Source organism: Bradyrhizobium sp. 482_C4_N1_8 (genome assembly GCF_052075965.1).
In the GTDB taxonomy this organism is placed as follows: domain Bacteria; phylum Pseudomonadota; class Alphaproteobacteria; order Rhizobiales; family Xanthobacteraceae; genus Bradyrhizobium; species Bradyrhizobium barranii.
On sequence record NZ_CP197231.1, the window covers coordinates 7,307,589 to 7,326,648 of the forward strand.

Annotated in this window: 20 protein-coding genes; 12 read left to right on the forward strand and 8 right to left on the reverse strand. The window is 64.2% G+C overall.

The genetic code is table 11. From position 1 onward, the window contains the following. Window positions 1-15 precede the first annotated feature (15 nt). The 6 genes from AB7Z56_RS34630 (at window position 16) to AB7Z56_RS34655 (ending at window position 5,027) form a co-directional block, all read left to right on the forward strand. Window positions 16-993, forward strand: a complete 978-nt coding sequence (locus AB7Z56_RS34630) for a small ribosomal subunit Rsm22 family protein (RefSeq protein WP_063985140.1) — start codon at window positions 16-18, stop codon at window positions 991-993. A gap of 137 nt (window positions 994-1,130) precedes the next feature. After that, window positions 1,131-1,691, forward strand: coding sequence for a LemA family protein (locus AB7Z56_RS34635; RefSeq protein ID WP_014497379.1), 561 nt, complete (start codon window positions 1,131-1,133; stop codon window positions 1,689-1,691). 32 nt (window positions 1,692-1,723) lie between these two features. Beyond that, window positions 1,724-2,926 (forward strand): M48 family metallopeptidase, encoded by a 1,203-nt coding sequence (locus AB7Z56_RS34640; protein WP_063985141.1) that lies wholly within the window; start codon window positions 1,724-1,726, stop codon window positions 2,924-2,926. A 194-nt stretch (window positions 2,927-3,120) separates the two neighbouring features. Next, entirely contained in the window at window positions 3,121-3,873 is a 753-nt protein-coding gene (locus AB7Z56_RS34645; protein WP_085402523.1) for a hypothetical protein, read from the forward strand. Window positions 3,874-3,933: 60 nt separating this feature from the next. Beyond that, window positions 3,934-4,602 (forward strand): hypothetical protein, encoded by a 669-nt coding sequence (locus AB7Z56_RS34650; RefSeq protein WP_063985143.1) that lies wholly within the window; start codon window positions 3,934-3,936, stop codon window positions 4,600-4,602. Window positions 4,603-4,694: 92 nt separating this feature from the next. Continuing rightward, a complete protein-coding gene (locus AB7Z56_RS34655) occupies window positions 4,695-5,027 on the forward strand; it encodes a GIY-YIG nuclease family protein (RefSeq protein ID WP_063985144.1) in 333 nt (110 codons plus the stop codon). Between the two features lie 24 nt (window positions 5,028-5,051). On the opposite strand, the gene AB7Z56_RS34660 is transcribed toward AB7Z56_RS34655, so the two are convergent. The 5 genes from AB7Z56_RS34660 to petA form a co-directional block, all read right to left on the reverse strand. Next, entirely contained in the window at window positions 5,052-5,591 is a 540-nt protein-coding gene (locus AB7Z56_RS34660; protein ID WP_038943444.1) for an adenine phosphoribosyltransferase, read from the reverse strand. A 9-nt stretch (window positions 5,592-5,600) separates the two neighbouring features. Further along, a complete protein-coding gene (locus tag AB7Z56_RS34665) occupies window positions 5,601-7,766 on the reverse strand; it encodes an anthranilate synthase component I (protein ID WP_063985145.1) in 2,166 nt (721 codons plus the stop codon). 233 nt (window positions 7,767-7,999) lie between these two features. Further along, on the reverse strand, window positions 8,000-8,674 hold the full coding sequence (locus AB7Z56_RS34670; protein WP_063985146.1) for a dienelactone hydrolase family protein: 675 nt from the start codon (window positions 8,672-8,674) through the stop codon (window positions 8,000-8,002). A gap of 145 nt (window positions 8,675-8,819) precedes the next feature. Beyond that, window positions 8,820-10,883, reverse strand: coding sequence for a cytochrome b/c1 (gene fbcH / locus AB7Z56_RS34675; RefSeq protein WP_063985147.1), 2,064 nt, complete (start codon window positions 10,881-10,883; stop codon window positions 8,820-8,822). A gap of 62 nt (window positions 10,884-10,945) precedes the next feature. Next, on the reverse strand, window positions 10,946-11,476 hold the full coding sequence (gene petA / locus AB7Z56_RS34680) for a ubiquinol-cytochrome c reductase iron-sulfur subunit (protein WP_063985148.1): 531 nt from the start codon (window positions 11,474-11,476) through the stop codon (window positions 10,946-10,948). Between the two features lie 278 nt (window positions 11,477-11,754). On the opposite strand from petA, the gene AB7Z56_RS34685 reads away from it, so the two are divergent. The 6 genes from AB7Z56_RS34685 (at window position 11,755) to AB7Z56_RS34710 (ending at window position 15,529) form a co-directional block, all read left to right on the forward strand. Beyond that, on the forward strand, window positions 11,755-12,213 hold the full coding sequence (locus tag AB7Z56_RS34685; protein WP_063985149.1) for a tRNA (cytidine(34)-2'-O)-methyltransferase: 459 nt from the start codon (window positions 11,755-11,757) through the stop codon (window positions 12,211-12,213). A gap of 18 nt (window positions 12,214-12,231) precedes the next feature. After that, window positions 12,232-12,867, forward strand: a complete 636-nt coding sequence (gene queE, locus AB7Z56_RS34690; RefSeq protein ID WP_063985150.1) for a 7-carboxy-7-deazaguanine synthase — start codon at window positions 12,232-12,234, stop codon at window positions 12,865-12,867. Window positions 12,868-12,884: 17 nt separating this feature from the next. Further along, complete coding sequence (locus AB7Z56_RS34695; RefSeq protein WP_063986630.1) at window positions 12,885-13,250, forward strand: 6-pyruvoyl trahydropterin synthase family protein; 366 nt, start codon at window positions 12,885-12,887, stop codon at window positions 13,248-13,250. A gap of 115 nt (window positions 13,251-13,365) precedes the next feature. Next, a complete protein-coding gene (hemF, locus tag AB7Z56_RS34700; RefSeq protein ID WP_063985151.1) occupies window positions 13,366-14,253 on the forward strand; it encodes an oxygen-dependent coproporphyrinogen oxidase in 888 nt (295 codons plus the stop codon). Next, window positions 14,244-14,993: an HAD family hydrolase gene (locus AB7Z56_RS34705; RefSeq protein ID WP_187387794.1), complete on the forward strand. Its 750-nt coding sequence runs from the start codon at window positions 14,244-14,246 to the stop codon at window positions 14,991-14,993. Before hemF ends, AB7Z56_RS34705 begins: the two co-directional genes overlap by 10 nt. Before the next feature lie 329 nt (window positions 14,994-15,322). Further along, the gene (locus AB7Z56_RS34710) at window positions 15,323-15,529 is read left to right on the forward strand and encodes a YodC family protein (RefSeq protein WP_028153663.1); all 207 of its coding nucleotides are present in this window, start codon (window positions 15,323-15,325) and stop codon (window positions 15,527-15,529) included. Between the two features lie 76 nt (window positions 15,530-15,605). Here AB7Z56_RS34710 and AB7Z56_RS34715 read toward each other — a convergent pair whose 3' ends face one another. From AB7Z56_RS34715 to AB7Z56_RS34725, 3 genes are all read right to left on the reverse strand, one after another. Further along, entirely contained in the window at window positions 15,606-16,433 is an 828-nt protein-coding gene (locus AB7Z56_RS34715) for an outer membrane protein (RefSeq protein WP_063985152.1), read from the reverse strand. Between the two features lie 218 nt (window positions 16,434-16,651). Beyond that, a complete protein-coding gene (locus AB7Z56_RS34720; RefSeq protein ID WP_063985153.1) occupies window positions 16,652-17,233 on the reverse strand; it encodes a TetR/AcrR family transcriptional regulator in 582 nt (193 codons plus the stop codon). Between the two features lie 142 nt (window positions 17,234-17,375). After that, window positions 17,376-18,842 (reverse strand): amidase family protein, encoded by a 1,467-nt coding sequence (locus AB7Z56_RS34725; protein ID WP_063985154.1) that lies wholly within the window; start codon window positions 18,840-18,842, stop codon window positions 17,376-17,378. Between the last annotated feature and the right edge of the window lie 218 nt (window positions 18,843-19,060).

The window sequence follows — 19,060 nt, forward strand, 5'->3', positions numbered from 1 at the left end:
CATGACGATGAGAAAATGATCTCACCCACCCTCCCCGCTGAGCTAAAAGCAGCCCTCGACGGCAAGCTCCAGGGCTTCTCCCGCACCGACGCCGCACAGCGCTCGCAAAAAATCTCGACCGCCTATCGCGCAGGCGGCACCTCCGGCACCATCAAGTCGGAGGCCGACGCGCTCGCCTATGCGCTGGCGCGGATGCCGGCAACCTATGCGGCCGTGGCGGCCAGCCTGAATGCGCTGACCGAGATGGCGCCGGACCTCGCCCCGGAAACCCTGCTCGACGTCGGCGCAGGCCCGGGCACCGCGAGCTGGGCCGCTGCTGAGGCCTTTCCGTCGCTGCAGGATTTCACCCTGCTCGACGCCAACGCCACCCTCAGCCGTCTCGCGCTCGAACTCGCGCATGACAGCACGCGGCTCGCTGATTGCCGCTATCTGCCGGGCGACGCCGGCACCAACCTCGCGGAAGCCTCGCAAGCCGATCTCGTCGTCGCGAGCTACGTGGTCGGCGAGCTCAGCGAGGGTGATCAGCGCAAGCTGGCGGAAACGATGTGGGCGAAAGCACGCCACGCGCTGGTCGTGATCGAGCCCGGCACACCGGCCGGCTACGCCCGCATCCTGGCACTGCGCCAGCAACTGATCGCGCTAGGTGCCTACGTCGCCGCGCCCTGCCCGCACGAAAAACCCTGCCCCCTCGTAGCGCCCGACTGGTGCCATTTCAGCCAGCGTCTGCCGCGCTCGCAGGCGCACCGGCAGATCAAGGGCGCCGACGTGCCGTTCGAGGACGAGCGCTTCATCTACATCGCCCTGACCCGGACAGCGCCCGCAACACGCGCCGCGCGCGTGCTGGCGCCGCCGGATGTCGGCAAGGCCGAGATCACCGCAAAGCTCTGCACGGAGGGCGGCCTCGCCATCACCAAGGTCTCGCGGCGCGACAAGGCCGCCTATGCAAACGCCCGGCGCTGGCGCTGGGGTGACGCGGTCATTGCCGAAAGTTAACTTCGTCGGACGCTTTTGCCTTGAACTCGGATGGTTCCCCATTCGACCAAGTCTTACCTTCCTCTGCGCCGGGCTCTCGTCCTGTGCCAATTTGGTCTAGGCTGCGCCCGCCTTCTTCCCCCCTTCAGGAGTTCTCCATGTCGACCGGCTGGATCGTTCTCGGCGTCATCGTCGTCCTCGTGTTCCTGGCGTTCAGCGCCTACAACCGGCTGGTGGCGCTGGGCCAGCGGGTCGGCCAGGCCTTTGCCGACATCGATGTGCAGCTCAAGCAGCGCCACGATCTGATCCCAAACCTGGTCGAGACGGTGAAGGGCTATGCCTCGCATGAGCGTGGCACGCTCGACGACGTCATCAAGGCGCGCAACTCGGCGATGTCCGCACAGGGGCCGGCACAGGTATCCGCCGCCGAGAACCAGCTCTCCGGCGCGCTCGGCCGGCTGATCGCGCTGTCGGAAGCCTATCCGGACCTCAAGGCCAACGCCAACTTCCAGCAGCTCGCCAGTGAGCTCTCCGACCTCGAGAACAAGATCGCGGCGAGCCGCCGGTTCTTCAACAACGCGGTCCAGGAATACAACACCGGCATCCAGCAGATGCCCGCCGCCCTGTTCGCCGGCATGTTCGGCTTCACCAAGAAGGACTTCTTCGATCTCGGCGCCAGCCGCACCGAAGTCGAAGCCACTCCGCAGGTGAAGTTCTGAGTTGAGCCGATAGGCCGGCAGGGCATCGCGTCATGGCCGCGTATGGTCTCTACACGCACATCGCCTCGAACAAGTTTCGTTCGATGCTGCTGCTCGCCGGCCTGTTCATGCTGGTCTACGTGCTGGTCTATGCCGGCGCGCTGGTCGCCGAAGTCGTCATCAACAGCAATGGCACTGTCGCCTACTATCTGAGCCGCGCTTTCCACGACCTCATCGTCGCCGCGCCGTTCGCGACGATCGCGGCGGCGGTCTGGATCGTCATCGCCTATTTCTTCCACCAGTCGATGATCGATGCCGTGACCGGCGGCCACGACGTCACCCGGCAGGAAGAGCCGCGGCTCTACAATCTGCTCGAAAACCTCTGCATCTCGCGCGGCATCACCATGCCGAAGCTGAAGATCATGGAAAGCCCGGCGCTGAACGCGTTCGCGACCGGCCTCAATCCGCGGCAATATTCGATCACCGTAACCACGGGTCTCCTCAATGCGCTCAACGACAAGGAGATCGAGGCGGTGCTGGGCCACGAGCTGACCCACATCAAGAACGGCGACGTCCAGCTCATGGTGGTCGCCGTCATCATCGCCGGCGTGGTCGGCTTCTTCGGCGAGTTGTTCTTCCGCCTGTTCACGAGCTTCAACTGGAGCTCCGGCTCCGGCGGCTCGTGGTCGTCGGGCTCGTCCTCATCGTCGCGATCATCCTCGTCATCGAGCGAAAGCAAGAGCTCCGGCGGCGGCGCGGTGATCGTGATCATCATCGCGGTCGTGTTGATCGTGGTGGCGTGGCTATTGTCGCAGGTGGTGAAGCTCGCGCTGTCGCGTTCGCGCGAATATCTCGCCGACGCAGGCTCCGTCGAGCTGACGAAAGATCCGGACGCCATGATCTCGGCGCTGCGCAAGATCGAGAACCGCGGCGAGCTGCCGGGCGCGACCTCGGCGGTGATGGAGCTCTGCGTCGACAATCCGCGCGAGGGCTTTGCCGATTTGTTCGCGACCCATCCCTCGGTGCAGTCCCGGGTCGACGCGCTGGTCAAGTTCGCCGGCGGCCATGATCCCGGCCCGCTGCCGCCGCCCGACGAGGCGGACGAGCCTGAGGCACAGGTTGAGCGGCAGGGCGGCCCGCCGCCGTTGCGCCAGGGGCCTTGGGACGATGCAGGCGGCTCGGCCAGTCCGCCGCCCGTACCCGCACCCTCCGGAACTGCAGCCGGCAATCCGATGGGTCCATGGGGCCGTCGTTAAGGGCGGGATTTTAAGCGACTTGCGAAGGGTTGCGTTGCGATTGGGAAAAACCTCGGAAATTGCCACAACCATAGGCCGAGGATTTGAATTCTCCCTTGTTTCTGCCATGTTCGCGCCCAACAGCAGACTTGGGACATCGATTTGGGGCCCGACCGATTGCAAGGCGCAATCGGAGGGCGCGTTAGGGGACAGCAATGGCAAAGCCGGCAGTGGTTGTGGTGGGCGCGGACAAGGGCGGGGTGGGCAAGACCACGGTGTCGCGCACCTTGCTCGATTATTTTTCCGCCAACAACGTACCGACGCGCGCCTTCGACACGGAGTCGCCGCGCGGAACCCTGAAGCGCTTTCACCCCGAGATCACCGAGATCGTCGACATGATGACGACCTCGGACCAGATGAAGATCTTCGACACGCTCAACGCGGCGAGCCCGTCGGTGACCGTGATCGACGTCCGCGCCGGCCTGCTCTCGCCGGCGCTGGCCTCGCTGCGCGACATCGGCTTCCTCGACGCCGCCAAGGCCGGCCAGATCACCTTCGCGGTGTTCCACATCCTGGGCCCCTCGATCGCGTCGCTCGACGAAATCGCCGAGACCGCGGGCTTCATGGGGGGCGCAAAATATTTCCTGGTGAAGAACTTCATCAACGACACCCAGTTCTTCCAGTGGGACCAGGCGACCTACAATTCCTACTTCCACCGCATCAAGGACGCGACCGAGCTGACCATCCCCAAGCTCAACGAAATGGCCTATGAGCAGGTCGAGGTGTCCTCCGTCCCGTTCCTGAAATTCGTCGCCAACAAGGGCATCAACGACGAAGCCGCGAACTATTCCTTCGTGCTGCGCGGCTATGTCCGCCACTGGCTGGCGAATGTCTGGAGCGAGTTCGACCGGATCCGGCTGACCGACATCGTCGGTTCGAAGCCCGCCACCCGCAACAGCGAAAAATAGTTGCAGAGCCCGGGCGGATACGGCTGGATTGGGCGGTGAGTTCGCCTGATATAGCTGTCGATGCCCGCGACGCCCCTTTACATCATCTGCTCGCCCCGCCCGCAGGTCGGCAAGACGCTGCTGGCGCGGCTTTTGAGCGAATTTTTGCTGCTCAAGAACGGCGACGTCGCGGCCTTCGACGTCAACCTGAAGGAACCGTCGCTACTCGACTATCTGCCGAAGGTCACCGAAACGGCTGATGTGATCGACACCTACGGCAAGATGCAGCTGATGGACCGCGTCATCGTCGATGACGGCATGGCCAAGGTGATCGACCTCGGCTTCCACGCCTTCGACGAGTTCTTCAAGATGAGCGACGAGATCGGCCTGTTGAAGGAGGCCGCGCGCCGCCACGTCGCGCCGATGATCCTGTTCGTGGCCGATACCGATCGCGTCTCGGCCCGCGCCCACGAGATGCTGCGCGGGCAGATCCCCCGGATAAACCTGATCACGGTGGACAATGAGCACATCGTGCGCGGCGAGCTGCCGGCCGCGATGGCAACCGGGCGGCTGTTCCGCCTGCCCGCGCTACCCGGCTTCCTCAAGACCTATATCGACCGGCTCAACTTCTCCTTCACCGGCTATCTGCGCCAGGAGAAGGACGCCTCCACCGAGCTGCACCAGTGGACCCGGCGGAACTACCTCGCCTTCCGCGAGCTCGAGCTCAGCCTGATCCTGCAAAGCTCCTGAGGCGATAATTTTACCCGGATAATATTGACTGCGGGGCTGACCGCGCCTATTGAGGCGGAGATCGGTATCCCTCTCAGCAAGGTCCCACCCCCGTGAGCATCGACCGGAAGGCAGCCATCGCCGCCTACAAGGAGCGCAAGACCATTGCGGGCATCTACGTCGTCCGCTGCGCGGCATCGGGCGAGGCCTGGGTCGGCCAGGCGCCGAACCTGCAGACCATCCAGAACCGCATCTGGTTCTCGCTCCGCCAAGGCAGCCACACCTGCCGTACCCTCCAGGCCGCCTGGAACGCGCATGGCGAGGCGGGCCTGACGTTCGGCGAATGCGAGCGGCTGGAAGATGAGGAGACGGACTACGTCAGGAACGCGCTCCTGAAGGAGCGCATGCTGCATTGGCGGTCGGCATTGAAGGCCGAGGCGATCTGACGACCGCCGGGGCGCCGACGCGGCTCAATGCCCTTCGAACGTCATCAGCGTGCGCACCGGCACGTCCATCGCGCGCAGCTTGGCGGCACCGCCGAGATCGGGCAGATCGACGATGAAGCAGGCGGCGACGACATTGGCGCCGATTTGGCGGAGGAGCTTCACCGCGCCTTCCGCGGTGCCGCCGGTGGCGATGAGATCGTCGACCAGGATGACGCGCTCGCCGGGCTGGATCGCGTCGACATGCATCTCCATCTCGTCGATGCCGTATTCGAGCGAGTAGGCAATGCGCACGGTGGTGTGCGGCAACTTGCCTTTTTTCCGGATCGGCACGAAGCCGGCCGAGAGCTGATGCGCCACCGCGCCGCCGATGATGAAGCCGCGCGCCTCCATGCCGGCGACCTTGTCGATCTTGTTGCCGGCCCAGGGATTGACGAGCTCGTCGACCGCGCGGCGGAAGGCGCGCGCATCGGCGAGCAGCGTCGTGATGTCGCGGAACATGATCCCCGGCTTGGGATAGTCGACGATGGTGCGGACGCTCGCCTTCAGATCGTGGTCAAAGGTCATTGGTGCCTCTCAATCAACGCGCGCATCCAGCCGGAACGCATTCTCGACAATCCGCAGGCCCACCTCGCCACTGAGCGACATCAGCGATTCCGGGTGGAACTGCACGCCGGCAACCGGCAGGGTCTTGTGCTCGAGCGCCATGGCGACGCCGTCCTCGGTGCTGGCGGTGACATCAAGCACCTCGGGCATGCTGTCGCGCTCGACATAGAGCGAGTGATAGCGGCCGATGACGATCTCGTTCGGCAAATTGCGCATCAGGCGTCCGCCGCGGACCTGCACCCGCGAGGGCCGGCCGTGCGCGGGATGGGTGAGCTGACCGAGCTCGCCGCCGAAATATTCGCCGATCGCCTGCACGCCGAGACAGACGCCGAACACCGGCAGCTTCTTCTCCAGCGCCGCATCGATGGTCTTCTTGATCCCGAAATCTTCGGGCCTGCCGGGTCCGGGCGACAGCACCAGCAAATCCCATTTCTTCCGCTTGAGCATGTCGAGCGCATGCACATGGCGGACCACGGTGACGTCGGCGCCGACCTGGCGGAAATAATCGGCCAGCATGTGCACGAAGCTGTCGTCGTGATCGATCAGCAGCACCTGCTTGCCCGAGCCGGTCGCGTCGGGCGCGAAGGCCGAGAGCGGCTTTGGCGGATCGCCGCGCAGCGCCTGGAACAGGGCTGCAGCCTTGACCTGGCACTCGCGGTCTTCGGCCGCGGGATCGGAATCGAACAGGCAGGTGGCACCGACGCGCACCTCGGCGAGACCATCCTTCATGCGGATGGTGCGGATGGTGAGGCCGGTGTTGATGCTGCCGTCGAAATTCACCGCACCGATCGCGCCGGCATACCAGCGCCGCGGCGAACGCTCGTGATCCTCGACGAACTGCATCGCCCAGAGTTTTGGCGCGCCGGTTACCGTCACCGCCCAGGCATGGGTGAGGAAGGCATCGAGCGCGTCGAAGCCGGGACGCAGCATGCCCTCGACGTGATCGACGGTGTGGAACAGTTTTGAGTAGGTCTCGATCTGCCGCCGCGCCAGCACCTTGATCGTACCGGGGACGCAGACGCGCGCCTTGTCGTTGCGATCGACGTCGGTGCACATGTTGAGCTCGAACTCGTCCTTCTCCGAGTTCAGGAGCTGGCGGATCTGCTCGGCATCGCCGATCGCATCGGTGCCGCGCGCGATCGTCCCTGATATCGGGCAGGTCTCGACGCGGCGGCCGTCCGAGCGCACGAACATTTCCGGCGAGGCGGAGACGAGGAACTCGCCCTCGCCGAGATTCATCAGCGCGCCGTAGGGCGACGGGTTGATGACGCAGAGGCGCTGGAACACTTCCGCCGGCGAGCGATCGCAGGGCTCGGCGAACAGTTGTCCGGGTACGGCCTCAAACAGATCGCCGCGCGCGAAAGCCGCGCGCGCGGTCTCGACCGTGGCCTGATATTCACCAGGCGCGTGATCGGCAAAGCCCTGGCGCGGTGTCTTGAGGTACGGGCTCTCGACGGTCTCGCGCGGCAAGCCTTCGGTGGACTTGCCCTTCCACGCAAAATCGTAACTCAGCACCACGCCGCGGCCGGTGGCGCGGTCGTAGGCGAGCAGGCGATCGGGGACGTAGAGCACGATGTCGCGCTGATCATTTTCGCGTGCGCGCTTCTGCACGAGGTCCTCGATCTGGAACACGAGGTCGTAGGCGAAGGCGCCGAACAGGCCGAGCAGCCCGTCATCGTTGGCGGAGAAGGCGGCGACGAGATCGCGCACCAGCGACATCACGCTGGCGCGCCGCGTGCGCTGGTCTTCCTCGACCGGCGCATCGCCGCGGATGATGTGGCCGGCAAGCTGCGTGGCGCTCTTCTCGGAGATCACGACGCAGGGCTCGTGCAGCACGTCTGCGAGGAAGGCGATCAGCACCTGGCCGCGTTCATTGAGCGCTTCCAGCTTGAAATTGACGCCAGTGGTCTCGAGCTTGAGCGGCGGATCGGAGAAGCCGAGGTCAAAGCTCTCGTAGCGGCCGGGCACGGTCGTGCCCGAGGACAGCACCACGCCGCGGCGGCGGTCGAGCAGGTTGATGAGATCGTCGAGCCTGTTGGCGCCGCCGGTGAACTGCTCCGCTACACGCGTGATCGCGAGACCGCCGCGGGTCACGTAGTCGCTTCGGGCCGGGAGGGCAAAGACTGTCCTGTTCATGTCGTCCTCTTACGAAACTTGCCGAGGAAACGCCACACAGGACAAACGATCAGGCCGCCGCACTGCGTGGCGACCTTCGACGATTTTGAGAAATGAAATCGCACCGGCCACCTCTTTAGGAGGTGCGCCACCAAAGACGGGCTGGGCGGACGGCGGTGCTCATGGGGCGGATACTCACCATGGCGCGGGGACGGCGTCAAGGGTGGGCCCGATGCCGTCCGGGCTCCAGGCGATCAGCCGAGATGCTTCCTGAAAAACTCCGTCGCCCTGCCCCAGGCGAGCTCGGCGGCTTCGCGGTCGTGCACGGCCTGGCGCTGCTCGTTGACGAAAGCGTGCTCGGCATCATAGCGGAACAGCTCGAGCGACTTGCCGGCGGCCTTCATGCCGTTTTCAAAGGCATCGACCAGTTGCGGCGTGCACCAGTCGTCCTTGTTGGCGAAATGGGCCTGGAGCGGGATCTTGACGTCGGCGGGCTTGGCCGCCTGCTCTGGCGGGATGCCGTAGAACACGACGCCGGCCGCAAGCTCCGGAATCTTGGTCGCGCCGATGATGGTGACGGCGCCGCCGAGGCAGAAGCCTGTTAGCCCGACCTTGGCGCCGTTGCGCGACAGATATTGCGTGGCGCCGCGGACGGTCTGCGTGGTGGCGTCCATGAAATCGAGCGAGTTCATCTCCTTACCGGCGGCGTCCGTGTCGTGATACGGCACCACCTTGCCCTTGTAGAGATCAGGCGCCAGCGCATCGAAGCCGGCGAGCGCAAAGCGGTCGCACAGGCCCTTGATCTGGTCCGACAGGCCCCACCACTCCTGGATCACGACCACGCCCGGCGCGTTGCCGCGCGCGGCGTTGGCGAGATAGCCCGAGGCGTCCTTGCCGTCCGGGCGCTTGAAGGTGATGGCGGTTCCCATGGTGTCCTCCGATGAGTTTCTGGGGGAGCGGTTGGCAGTATTTTGGCCGCTGGGAGCGCGATAGGCAATCGCGCCAAACAACACACGCTCGTGTCCAACAAAAAAGCCCCCTCGCGGGGGCTTCTTCATTTTCTTCTCGATCCGCTCAGTGGGAGTCGGTCCAGACCTTTTTCTTCGTGAAGTACATCAGGCCCGCGAAGATGATCAGGAACACGAACACCTGGAAGCCGAGGCGCTTGCGCGCTTCCATGTGGGGTTCGGCGGTCCACATCAGGAACGTGGTGACGTCCTTGGAATATTGCGCGACCGTGGTCGGCGAGCCGTCGCCATAGGTTACCTGGCCGTCGCTGAGCGGCTTCGGCATCTTGATCGCGTGGCCCGGGAAGTACTTGTTGTAGTAGGAGCCTTCCGGGATGGTCACGCCTTCAGGCACCTTGTCCTCAAAGCCCTGGAGCACCGCCGCGACATAGTCCGGGCCCTGCTCCTGGTACTGGGTGAAGAAGTCGAAGATGAACCAGGGGAAGCCGCGACCGTAGGAGCGCGCCTTGGTGATCAGCGACAGATCGGGCGGCGCCGCACCGCCGTTCGCCGCACGGGCCGCCTGCTCGTTCGGGAATGGCGAGGGGAAATAGTCCGCCGGCCGGCCCGGGCGCTCGAACATGTCACCCGCATCGTTCGGGCCGTCCTTGACCTTGTAGTCGGACGCAAACGCCGCTGCCTGCGCCACCGAATAGCCGGGGCCGCCGGCTTCCGCGAGGTTGCGGAAGGCGATGTAGGACAGGCCATGGCAGCTCGAGCAGACCTCCTTGTAGACCTGCAGGCCGCGCTGGAGCGCGCCGCGGTCGTACTTACCGAAAGGGCCGGAGAACGACCATTTGTTGCCCGGCGGCCTGTCGCTGCCTTCGGAGGCGCGAGCGTCCTGAAGGCTGCCGAGGAACAACGCGCCGGCGGCAACGAGCGCGATGGCGACCGAGGCCACCGCCTTGCCGCCCTTGGCCAGGATCGCCTCCGAGATCGAGTTCGGCACCGGCCGCGGCGTCTCGATGCGCGAGAGCAGCGGCAGCACGATCAGGAAATAGGCGAAGTAGCAGACCGTCAGGACCCGGCCGGCGATCACGTAGATGCCTTCCGGCGGCTGCGCGCCGAGATAGCCGAGCAGGATGCAGACCGCGACGAAGATCCAGAAGAACTGCTTGGCCAGCGGACGGTACTTCGACGACCTGGTCTTGGCGGCATCGAGCCAGGGCAGGAAGCACAGGATGATGATCGCCGAGAACATCCCGATCACGCCCGCAAGCTTGTTCGGGATCGAACGCAGGATCGCGTAGAACGGCAGGTAATACCATTCCGGCACGATGTGTGGCGGCGTCACGCCCGGGTTCGCCGGGATGTAGTTGTCGGCGTCGCCGAGATAGTTCGGCATGTAGAAGATGAACCAGGCGTAGAGCAGCAGGAAGCAGGCGACACCGAACCCGTCCTTGATGGTCGCGTGCGGCGTGAACGGCACCGTGTCCTTTTCCGTCTTCGGCTCGACGCCGTCAGGATTGTTCTGGCCGGCGACATGCAGCGCCCAGACGTGGAGCACGACGACGCCAGCGATCAGGAACGGCAGCAGATAGTGCAGCGAGAAGAAGCGGTTCAGCGTCGGGTTGCCGACCGAATAGCCGCCCCACAACAGCGTCACGATGCTCTCGCCGACATAGGGAATGGCGGAGAACAGATTGGTGATGACGGTGGCGCCCCAGAAGCTCATCTGGCCCCACGGCAGCACGTAGCCCATGAAGCCCGTCGCCATCATCAGGAGGTAGATGATGACGCCGAGGATCCACAGCACCTCGCGCGGCTCCTTATAGGAGCCGTAATAGAGGCCGCGCAGCATGTGGACGTAGACCGCGAAGAAGAACATCGACGCGCCGCAGGCATGCATGTTGCGCAGCAGCCAGCCGTAATTGACGTCACGGACGATCAGTTCGACCGACTTGAAGGCGAGATCGGCGTGCGGCGTGTAATGCATCGCCAGGACCACGCCGGTCAGGATCTGCATCCCCAGCATGAAGGAGAGGATGGCGCCGAAGGTCCACCAGTAGTTCAGGTTGCGCGGGGTGGGATAGACGACGAAGGAGGAATGGACGAGACCGATGATCGGCAGACGTCGCTCGATCCATTGCAGGGCCGGATTGCTCGGCTGGTAGTCGGATGGTCCGCTCATGATGCGATCCTGAGGAAATATAACGACGAGACGGCGCGAAGCTTCGGGCGAAGGCCCGAAGCTCAGCCGATCTGGATTTTGGTGTCGGAAACGAACTGGTACGGCGGCACCGGCAGGTTCGCGGGCGCGGGCCCCTGGCGGATGCGGCCGGACGAATCGTACTGCGAACCATGGCAGGGGCAGAAGAACCCGTCGTAATTGCCCTCATGAGCGATCGGGATGCAGCCGAGATGGGTGCAGATACCGATCACGACCAGCCACTGCTCGTGGCCCGGCTTGACCCGGGCCTCGTCGGACTGCGGATCGGGCAGGCTCGCCACGTTGACGGCGCGCGCCTCGTCGATCTGCTTCTTGGTGCGGTGGCTGACGTAGATCGGCTTGCCGCGCCAGAACACCTTGATGTCCTGCCCCTCGGCGACCGGGCTGAGATCGACCTCGATCGGCGCACCGGCGGCGATGGTCGACGCATCAGGATTCATTTGAGAGATGAAGGGCCAGAGCGCAGCTGCGCCCCCTACTGCTGCAGCTGCCCCCGTTGCAACGAATAAGAAATCACGGCGTGTCGGATGGTCCGCCGAAGACGCTGTCGTCACGATTCCAACCCTTTCTTCTTATGCTGCCGACGGAACCGTTCCGGGAGCCCCCAAGGTCCCCAAAACAGCGTGCCGGCGCCCGCGGCCCCCCGCGGCGGCAGAACTTCACTTGTCCCCACCGAAACAAGGCGAAAACAGCAGTCCAGAATCGTTCTATTGGCACCCTTGCCGGGCGAGCGCAAGCCCGCTAACGGCGTGGGGGCGTGCAATGCACGAATTCCGCAGCCAGCGATGTTTTATTGAGACATTTCCGGCCCGCACCGACCCTGATACAGCCCATGCAGATCGCGCTTTTCCAACCCGACATCGCCCAGAACACCGGCACGATTCTCAGGCTCTGTGCCTGCCTGGGCATGGCCGCCCATATCATCGAGCCGGCGGGCTTCCCGTTCTCCGACCGCTTGTTCCGCCGGGCGGGAATGGACTACCTCGATCATGTCAGCGTGACCCGCCACGACTCCTGGTCGAAATTCGAGGACTGGCGTGCGACACAGGGCTACCGCCTGCTTCTGTTCACCACCAAGGCCGCCACCGATTACCGCGATTTTCATTACCAGACGGCGGACATCCTGCTATTCGGGCGCGAGAGCGCCGGCGTCACCGACGCGGTGGTCGAGGCTGCGGACGCGCGGCTGGTGATCCCGATCAATGCGGGGCTGCGGTCGCTCAATGTTGCCATGACCGCGGCGATGGCCGCAGGCGAGGCGCTGCGGCAGCTCCGGAACCCGCAAGTTTGAGATGTTGAGGAGAGATCATTGAGTTACGCGGTCAAGGAAATCTTCCTGACCCTGCAAGGCGAAGGCGCCCATGCCGGGCGCGCGTCGGTGTTCTGCCGTTTTGCCGGCTGCAACCTCTGGAGCGGCCGCGAGGCCGACCGCGAGGCCGCGACCTGCAAATTCTGCGACACCGACTTCGTCGGCACCGACGGCACGCTCGGCGGCCGCTATGCCTCGGCCGCGGAACTCGCCGACACCATCGCCGCGCAATGGACGGCCGCCGCTGACAACAACCGTTACGTGGTGCTCACCGGCGGCGAGCCGCTGCTCCAGGTCGATGCCGCCCTGATCGACGCCCTCCACGCCCGCGGCTTCGAGATCGGCGTCGAGACCAACGGCACGATTGCGGCGCCTGAGGGGCTCGACTGGATCTGCGTCAGCCCCAAGGGCGGCAGCGAACTCGTCCAGCGCCGCGGCCACGAGCTGAAGCTGGTCTATCCGCAGGCCCTCGCCGCCCCCGAGACCTTCGAGGACCTCGCCTTCGAACGCTTCTCGCTGCAGCCGATGGACGGACCCGAGGTTGCCCAAAACACCGTGCGTGCGATCGACTATTGCCTGCGCCATCCGCAATGGCGGCTGAGCGTGCAGACGCATAAATCGCTCGGCATCAGATAGGATTGGTTTTCGAACAGATGTGGGAATTGACGAAATCGTTCCGCTTCGAGGCGGCGCACTCACTATCGGGGACGACCTTTGGCGCCGCGAGCGAGGAGATCCACGGCCACTCATTCCGCGCCGAGGTGACGTTGCGCGGCACGCCGGACCCTGCGACCGGCATGGTGGTCGATCTCGGCCTCGTCCAGCGCGCCATCGAGGACGTACGGCTGACGCTGGACCACAAATACCTCAACAAGATCGAGGCGCTGGGCACGCCGACGCTGGAAAACCTCTCGCGCTTCGTCTGGGAGCGGCTCCAGCATATCGGCGAGCTCACCCGCGTCAGCATCCACCGCGACAGTTGCAACGAGAGCTGCACCTATTACGGTCCGCAGGGGTGAAATTCGCAGGGTGGGCAAAGCGAAGCGTGCCCACCATTCAGGACGACAGTGAAGATGGTGGGCACGGCGCAAGAGCGCCTTTGCCCACCCTACGAGACCGGTTTTGGAATTGGATATGGACATCTCGACAATCGAAGACCGCAAGACGCGCGCCCGCGCCTGGTTCGAAGCTTTGCGCGACGACATCTGCGCGAGCTTCGAGCGGCTGGAGGATGACGCCCCCCAAAGCCTTTATCCGGGCGCGGCCGGCCGCTTCAAACGCACGCCCTGGCAGCGCACCGATCATACCGGCGCGCCCGGCGGCGGCGGCGTGATGTCGATGATGTCCGGCCGCCTGTTCGAGAAGGTCGGCGTGCACTGCTCGACGGTGCACGGCGAATTCGCGCCCGAGTTTCGCGCCCAGATCCCGGGCGCAGCAGACGACCCCAAGTTCTGGGCCTCCGGCATCTCGCTAATCGCGCATCTGCGCAATCCGCACGTGCCCGCCGTGCACATGAACACCCGCTTCGTCGTCACCACAAAAGCCTGGTTCGGCGGCGGCGCCGATCTCACGCCGGTGCTCGACCGCCGGCGCACGCAGGACGATCCCGACACGCTCGCCTTCCACGCCGCGATGAAGGAGGCCTGCACGGGCCCGAACGGTGTTGCCGACTACGACAAATACAAGAAATGGTGCGACGAGTATTTCTACCTGCCGCACCGGAGAGAGGCGCGCGGCATCGGCGGCATCTTCTACGACTGGCACGACAGCGGCGACTGGGACGCCGACCTTGCCTTTACCCAGGATGTCGGCCGCGCCTTCCAGAAAATCTACCCTGACATCGTCAGGCGCAATTTCGCGAGCGCCTGGACCGCTGAGGATCGCGAGGAGCAGTTGATCCGGCGCGGTCGCTATGTCGAATTCAACCTGCTCTACGACCGCGGCACCATCTTCGGGCTCAAGACCGGCGGCAACGTGGACTCCATCCTGTCGTCGCTGCCGCCGGAGGTGAAATGGCCATGAGCACCGCGATGCCTCCGCTGCCGCGCGCCATGCTGATCGACATGGACGACACCATCCTGTCGGCCTACGGCCGGCCCGAGATCGCCTGGAATACGATCGCAGAAGAATTTGCCGACGAGCTCGCGCCGCTGCCGCCGCAGCAGGTCGCGATCGCAGTTTTGGCCTTCGCACGAAACTTCTGGGCCAATGCGGAAGCCGCATGGCGAATGAAGCTTGGCGAGGCACGGCGGCTCACAGTGCGGGGCGGCTTCGCCGCGCTCGCCGCCGACGGCCACCGCGCCCTCTCCGACGATCTCGCCGATCGCCTCGCCAACCGCTTCACGACCTATCGCGAAGAAGCGATCTTCGTGTTCCCCGGTGCGCATGATGCGATCGACGCGTTCAAGGCACGCGGCGTCAAACTCGCGCTGGTCACCAACGGCGCCGCCGACATGCAGCGCGCCAAGGTCGAGCGCTTCGAGCTCGCGCATCGCTTCGATCACATCCAGATCGAGGGCGAGCACGGTTTCGGCAAGCCCGAGGAGCGCGCCTATCTGCACGCGATGGAGGCGCTCGGCGTCACCGCGAAAGACACCTGGATGATCGGCGACAATCTGGAATGGGAAGTCGTGACGCCGCAGCGCCTCGGCATCTACTCGATCTGGATCGACGTGCATGGCGACGGCCTGCCCGAAGGCTCGGCCGTCAAGCCCGACCGCATCATCCGCTCGCTGACCGAACTCGTGCCGGACCAGCCGTAACCCAGGCGAAAACAAAACATCGAAAACAACCCCATGCACAGTAGCCGGCTGCTGCAATTTCAAGAGCTTGCCGCAAACGCAATTCATTGCTGATTTTACGAAATCATTTGACGCGTCGGGCAAAACAGGCGCATGATGCCATCATCGCCGTGCCTGGGACGGAATAGCCCCTGGTGACCTCGAGCGATCCCCCACTCGAACCTCTGCCATCGACGTGTCGGCAGTCTGTGCAAGCCGCAGCGAATTCACGGGTCCCATAGCCCGTGATCGGCCTGTCATGACGGCTTGCTAGCCTCCCCTCTCGTCGATCAACCCCGAAAGGACCATCCATGGAACTGAAAACCGGCGACGTCGTGATGCTGAAATCCGGCGGCCAGCCGCTGACCGTCGCAGAGGTGAAAGGCGACGACATCCTCTGCCTCTGGATGGGCTCGGAAGGCGATCTGTTCCGCGAGACACTGCCGCTGGCCGCGCTCGACCGCCTGGAAGTGGAAGATCACGACGAGGATGAGGACGAAGACGAGGATGACGAGTAGGCACGCCTAAGCGGCCTGCGATTGCGAGAAAGGGAGACCTGAAGTCTCCCTTTCTTCACGTCTTCAGATCCGCTGATCAGAAGCGATAGTTCACACCAACGCGGGCGATGTCGAAGCTCGGCTTGATATCGACGTGAGTCGCGATGACGCCCGTCAACCCGGCCGGCGATTGAAGCGAGCCGGTCAAGTTGTAGCCTTTCGTGCCGAAACCCATGTGCAGATACTCGCCCTTGACCGACCACCCTGCCCCCAGAGCATATTCGAAACCGCCGCCAACCGTGTAGCCGATCAGGACGGCGCTGTCAGAAGCGTTCATGGAGCCCAGCGGTCCCAGGGTTGGCGGGAAGAGGGCAGTAACGATACTGCCCGTAGCGCTCGCACTGACCTTGGTATCGGCCAACGCAATACCGCCAGTCGCGTAGAGCAACGCCGGCCCAAACGCATAACCCACTCGGCCACGGAAGGTCGCGTACCAATCGGTGCTGACGGACGTGCTGCCGCTGAAATTGCCGCCGATGAAGACGGGAACAGCAATAGCCGAGTTGCCGGTGCTGGCCTTTGAATTGAGATACTGCCAATCAGCCTCGATGCCGAGCACAGTCTGCTCGATCTGCCAGTTGTAGCCGGCCTGGATACCGGCCGTGACCCCATTGCCGTTTCCGGATACAGCGTTGAAGCCATAGATGCCCGAACCGCCATTCGAGTTCACGATTGTCCCGGTGGCGTTCGACGCGCCGTAGCTGCCCCAGCCATAACCAACGTTGCCGCCGATATAGAATCCCGTCCAGTTGCCCACCTGAGCGGGAGCCTTCGACGACATACGGACCGGCGCCAGATCCGCAGCCTGGGCTGTGATCGGGCCGAGAGCGACTGTCGACAGCAATACAAGTGTAAACTTCCTCATTTCAAAACCCCCTTATTGAGCCGCCCGGGCGGCCTGCCAATCATATGAAGCAAAACCAAAGCAGCATCAAAGCGCGATTGAATGCGCGAATTAGATCGCCCAATCGTTGCGCTCGGAGCCAGCGACGCCCTTCGCTGCTCGCGGCGGACAATGCGACGCCGTGTCTGCTCTGTTTGGTGAAGCGGACCTCGAGGGACCGCCTCTCCCGGCTTCCTAATCTAGCGAGAGGGAGCTCGTGCCAAGTGCAAGGCGGCCTCAACGCCGCCTTCCAGGATCTGCTCGGCCTGCGCAGCGTTGGGCACGGCCCGCGCGAACTGAAGGGTGCCCACCATGAGACCGAAGATGGCGGTCGCGCGGCGGCGGCTCGCTGATGCATCTGCGTCAGGAAGCAGTGCAGCCAATGTCGCAACGTAGCTTCGCAGCCCCTTCTCGTAATCTTTCCTGGTGGACAGGGGCTGTCGGGCGATTTCGGGGAGCAACGCCGCCGAGGGGCATCCGCCCGTCGGGTCTTCGAGGTGAGCGCGGTTCAGGTATCTCCGGATCGCTCCCTCAAGGTCCAGGCCTCTCCGCTGATCCTCATCGAGGCGATGTTGCTGGTCGTCGAGCGCGCTCGCCAGCGCCTCGCGAACGAGCGCGTCTTTGGATTCGAAGTGCGGAGAGAATGCGCCTTTGGTCAGGCCGGCCTCGTCCATGATCCCGGCGATCCCGGCGGCGGAGATGCCGTTCCGGCGCATGCACTTCGACGCCACATCGATGATGTGCAGTCGCGTCGCCGCCTTATGACCTTTCTCGAAGCGCATGTTCTCTCCCCTCCACCAATATCCCGCGGCCCTTCTGCGGCCGCTTCCAGCAAAGCCTGGAGGTCGCGATCAAGTTGCTGGGCCACTGGATCGACATTATCGCTGCCAAGCTGACTGAAACCGACGCTGGTCGATCACGACGTCAGATCGCACTCGACTCTGCGCCCAAGATGCCCTCGATGCCGCGGGCAAGGTTTAGAAGCCCCCGGTCGCTCCCTAAGGGGGCATCCAGCTCAAGCCCGATCGGCAGCCCCGCGCGAGACAAGCCAACAGGAAGGCTGACACCGGGCAACCCTACGCTGCTTGCCGACACGGTGTGGTTCGCCAAAGCGAGGTAGCTAACTTCCTGCCCCGCGATATGGACGGTCGCCTGCTCCTCGATCAAAGGCGCCGTGCAGGGCGTGGTCGGTTGCAGAATGACCAGCGCCCCATGAGAGACGAACGCCGTGTTGAGCCGGCGCTGGATTTCCGGCCGGCTCACGTCGAGCGCAACCTGATAGGCCTCTGCCGAGGTAGCACCTGCGCCACCCGGCAGCACGATGTGCCCCCACGCCTGCCGAAGTTGGGGCTTAAGGCCCTCGTAAATGGCCTCGAACGTGGTCGGAATGTCATGGCGGCGAAGAAACTCTGAAATTTCGCCCATCGTCTCATGAGCGAAGATGCCCCATGTTGCGGTTTGGACGAGGGAATTGAAATCGTCGCCAAGGTCTACTTCAACGATCTCGGCGCCGGCGTCCTGCAAGCGCCGAACCACCTCGCGGAAGCGGGTCTCGACCTCCGAGTCCACCAGATCCAGGAACTGTCGCGGCGCGAAGGCCAGCCGGGCACCCTTCAAGCCGTAGCCGCCGTCGGAGGACTCCGCCGCCTGTTCGCCGGTCACGACCTGATCCACCAGCATGCAATCCTCAACGCTACGCGCGAATACGCCCGTCGTGTCGAGCGTATGGGAGATCGGCGCAACGCCGTAGCGCGGCCAACGCCCGGTGGTTGGCTTAAATCCCACGACCCCACAGAACGATGCTGGCACCCGGATCGACCCAACGGTGTCACCGCCCAAGGACGCGGGAACGATGCCGGCGGCCACGGATGCGGCGGAGCCGCTCGAGGAGCCGCCCGACACGCGATCTCGTGCGTGCGGATTCTTCACCTGGCCGTAACGCGCGTTGTGACCGGTCAAGCCGTACGACATCTCGACGAGGTTGTTCTTGCCGAAGACCAAAGCGCCCGCACCCTTAATGGCCTGGACAGCGTCGGCATCTTCGCGCGGCACGAAGTGAGCGAGACCTTCGACGCCCAGGCTGGTAGGTAGCCCTTCCGTCAAATAACTGTCCTTCACCCCAAGCGGCACGCCGAGGAGCGGGGCCGCCGATCCGGCCGCACGCGATTTGTCTGCGGCCCTCGCGGCCGCCAGCACCCCGGCCTCGTCGATGGTGATGAAGGCGTTCAGCTCGGCAAGCGCTCGGGCGCGCTGTAAAAGTGCCGCGGTGTAGGCCTCCGAGGTGATATCGCCGTTGCGAACCGCTGCTGCAGCGGTTGCGAGCCCAAGCGAGCCGACATCTGTGGTTTGTCGCGATGCGATGTGGCGTGAGGCCGTGGTCGTGTCGTCCATGAAATCCTCGCTGGGAGCTGTTTGGCGGCACCCGGCCGCCGCCCAACAGCGGCTCAGCTTGATGCCATTACGGTCACAATATTAAATTACGATCGTAATTCAATAGAAATAGCGGCCTCGCCGCGGACACATGAGCGTGAGGTGCCGCCGGACCGATGGATTGCTGGGCAATGATTGGTTTCAACAGCGACTTCTGCTTTGGGTCAAAAGCCGGCATC

Bases quoted from the DNA above. Each gene is read 5' to 3' on its own strand.
- AB7Z56_RS34645 (WP_085402523.1), top strand. From the start codon at position 3,121: ATGGCAAAGCCGGCAGTGGTTGTGGTGGGCGCGGACAAGGGCGGGGTG.
- fbcH (WP_063985147.1), bottom strand. From the start codon at position 10,883: ATGAGCGGACCATCCGACTACCAGCCGAGCAATCCGGCCCTGCAATGG.
- AB7Z56_RS34630 (WP_063985140.1), top strand. From the start codon at position 16: ATGATCTCACCCACCCTCCCCGCTGAGCTAAAAGCAGCCCTCGACGGC.
- AB7Z56_RS34650 (WP_063985143.1), top strand. From the start codon at position 3,934: ATGCCCGCGACGCCCCTTTACATCATCTGCTCGCCCCGCCCGCAGGTC.
- AB7Z56_RS34670 (WP_063985146.1), bottom strand. From the start codon at position 8,674: ATGGGAACCGCCATCACCTTCAAGCGCCCGGACGGCAAGGACGCCTCG.
- AB7Z56_RS34715 (WP_063985152.1), bottom strand. From the start codon at position 16,433: ATGAGGAAGTTTACACTTGTATTGCTGTCGACAGTCGCTCTCGGCCCG.
- AB7Z56_RS34720 (WP_063985153.1), bottom strand. From the start codon at position 17,233: ATGCGCTTCGAGAAAGGTCATAAGGCGGCGACGCGACTGCACATCATC.
- AB7Z56_RS34710 (WP_028153663.1), top strand. From the start codon at position 15,323: ATGGAACTGAAAACCGGCGACGTCGTGATGCTGAAATCCGGCGGCCAG.
- AB7Z56_RS34665 (WP_063985145.1), bottom strand. From the start codon at position 7,766: ATGAACAGGACAGTCTTTGCCCTCCCGGCCCGAAGCGACTACGTGACC.
- AB7Z56_RS34635 (WP_014497379.1), top strand. From the start codon at position 1,131: ATGTCGACCGGCTGGATCGTTCTCGGCGTCATCGTCGTCCTCGTGTTC.
- AB7Z56_RS34705 (WP_187387794.1), top strand. From the start codon at position 14,244: ATGGCCATGAGCACCGCGATGCCTCCGCTGCCGCGCGCCATGCTGATC.
- AB7Z56_RS34660 (WP_038943444.1), bottom strand. From the start codon at position 5,591: ATGACCTTTGACCACGATCTGAAGGCGAGCGTCCGCACCATCGTCGAC.
- AB7Z56_RS34725 (WP_063985154.1), bottom strand. From the start codon at position 18,842: ATGGACGACACGACCACGGCCTCACGCCACATCGCATCGCGACAAACC.
- AB7Z56_RS34695 (WP_063986630.1), top strand. From the start codon at position 12,885: ATGTGGGAATTGACGAAATCGTTCCGCTTCGAGGCGGCGCACTCACTA.
- AB7Z56_RS34640 (WP_063985141.1), top strand. From the start codon at position 1,724: ATGGCCGCGTATGGTCTCTACACGCACATCGCCTCGAACAAGTTTCGT.
- hemF (WP_063985151.1), top strand. From the start codon at position 13,366: ATGGACATCTCGACAATCGAAGACCGCAAGACGCGCGCCCGCGCCTGG.
- AB7Z56_RS34685 (WP_063985149.1), top strand. From the start codon at position 11,755: ATGCAGATCGCGCTTTTCCAACCCGACATCGCCCAGAACACCGGCACG.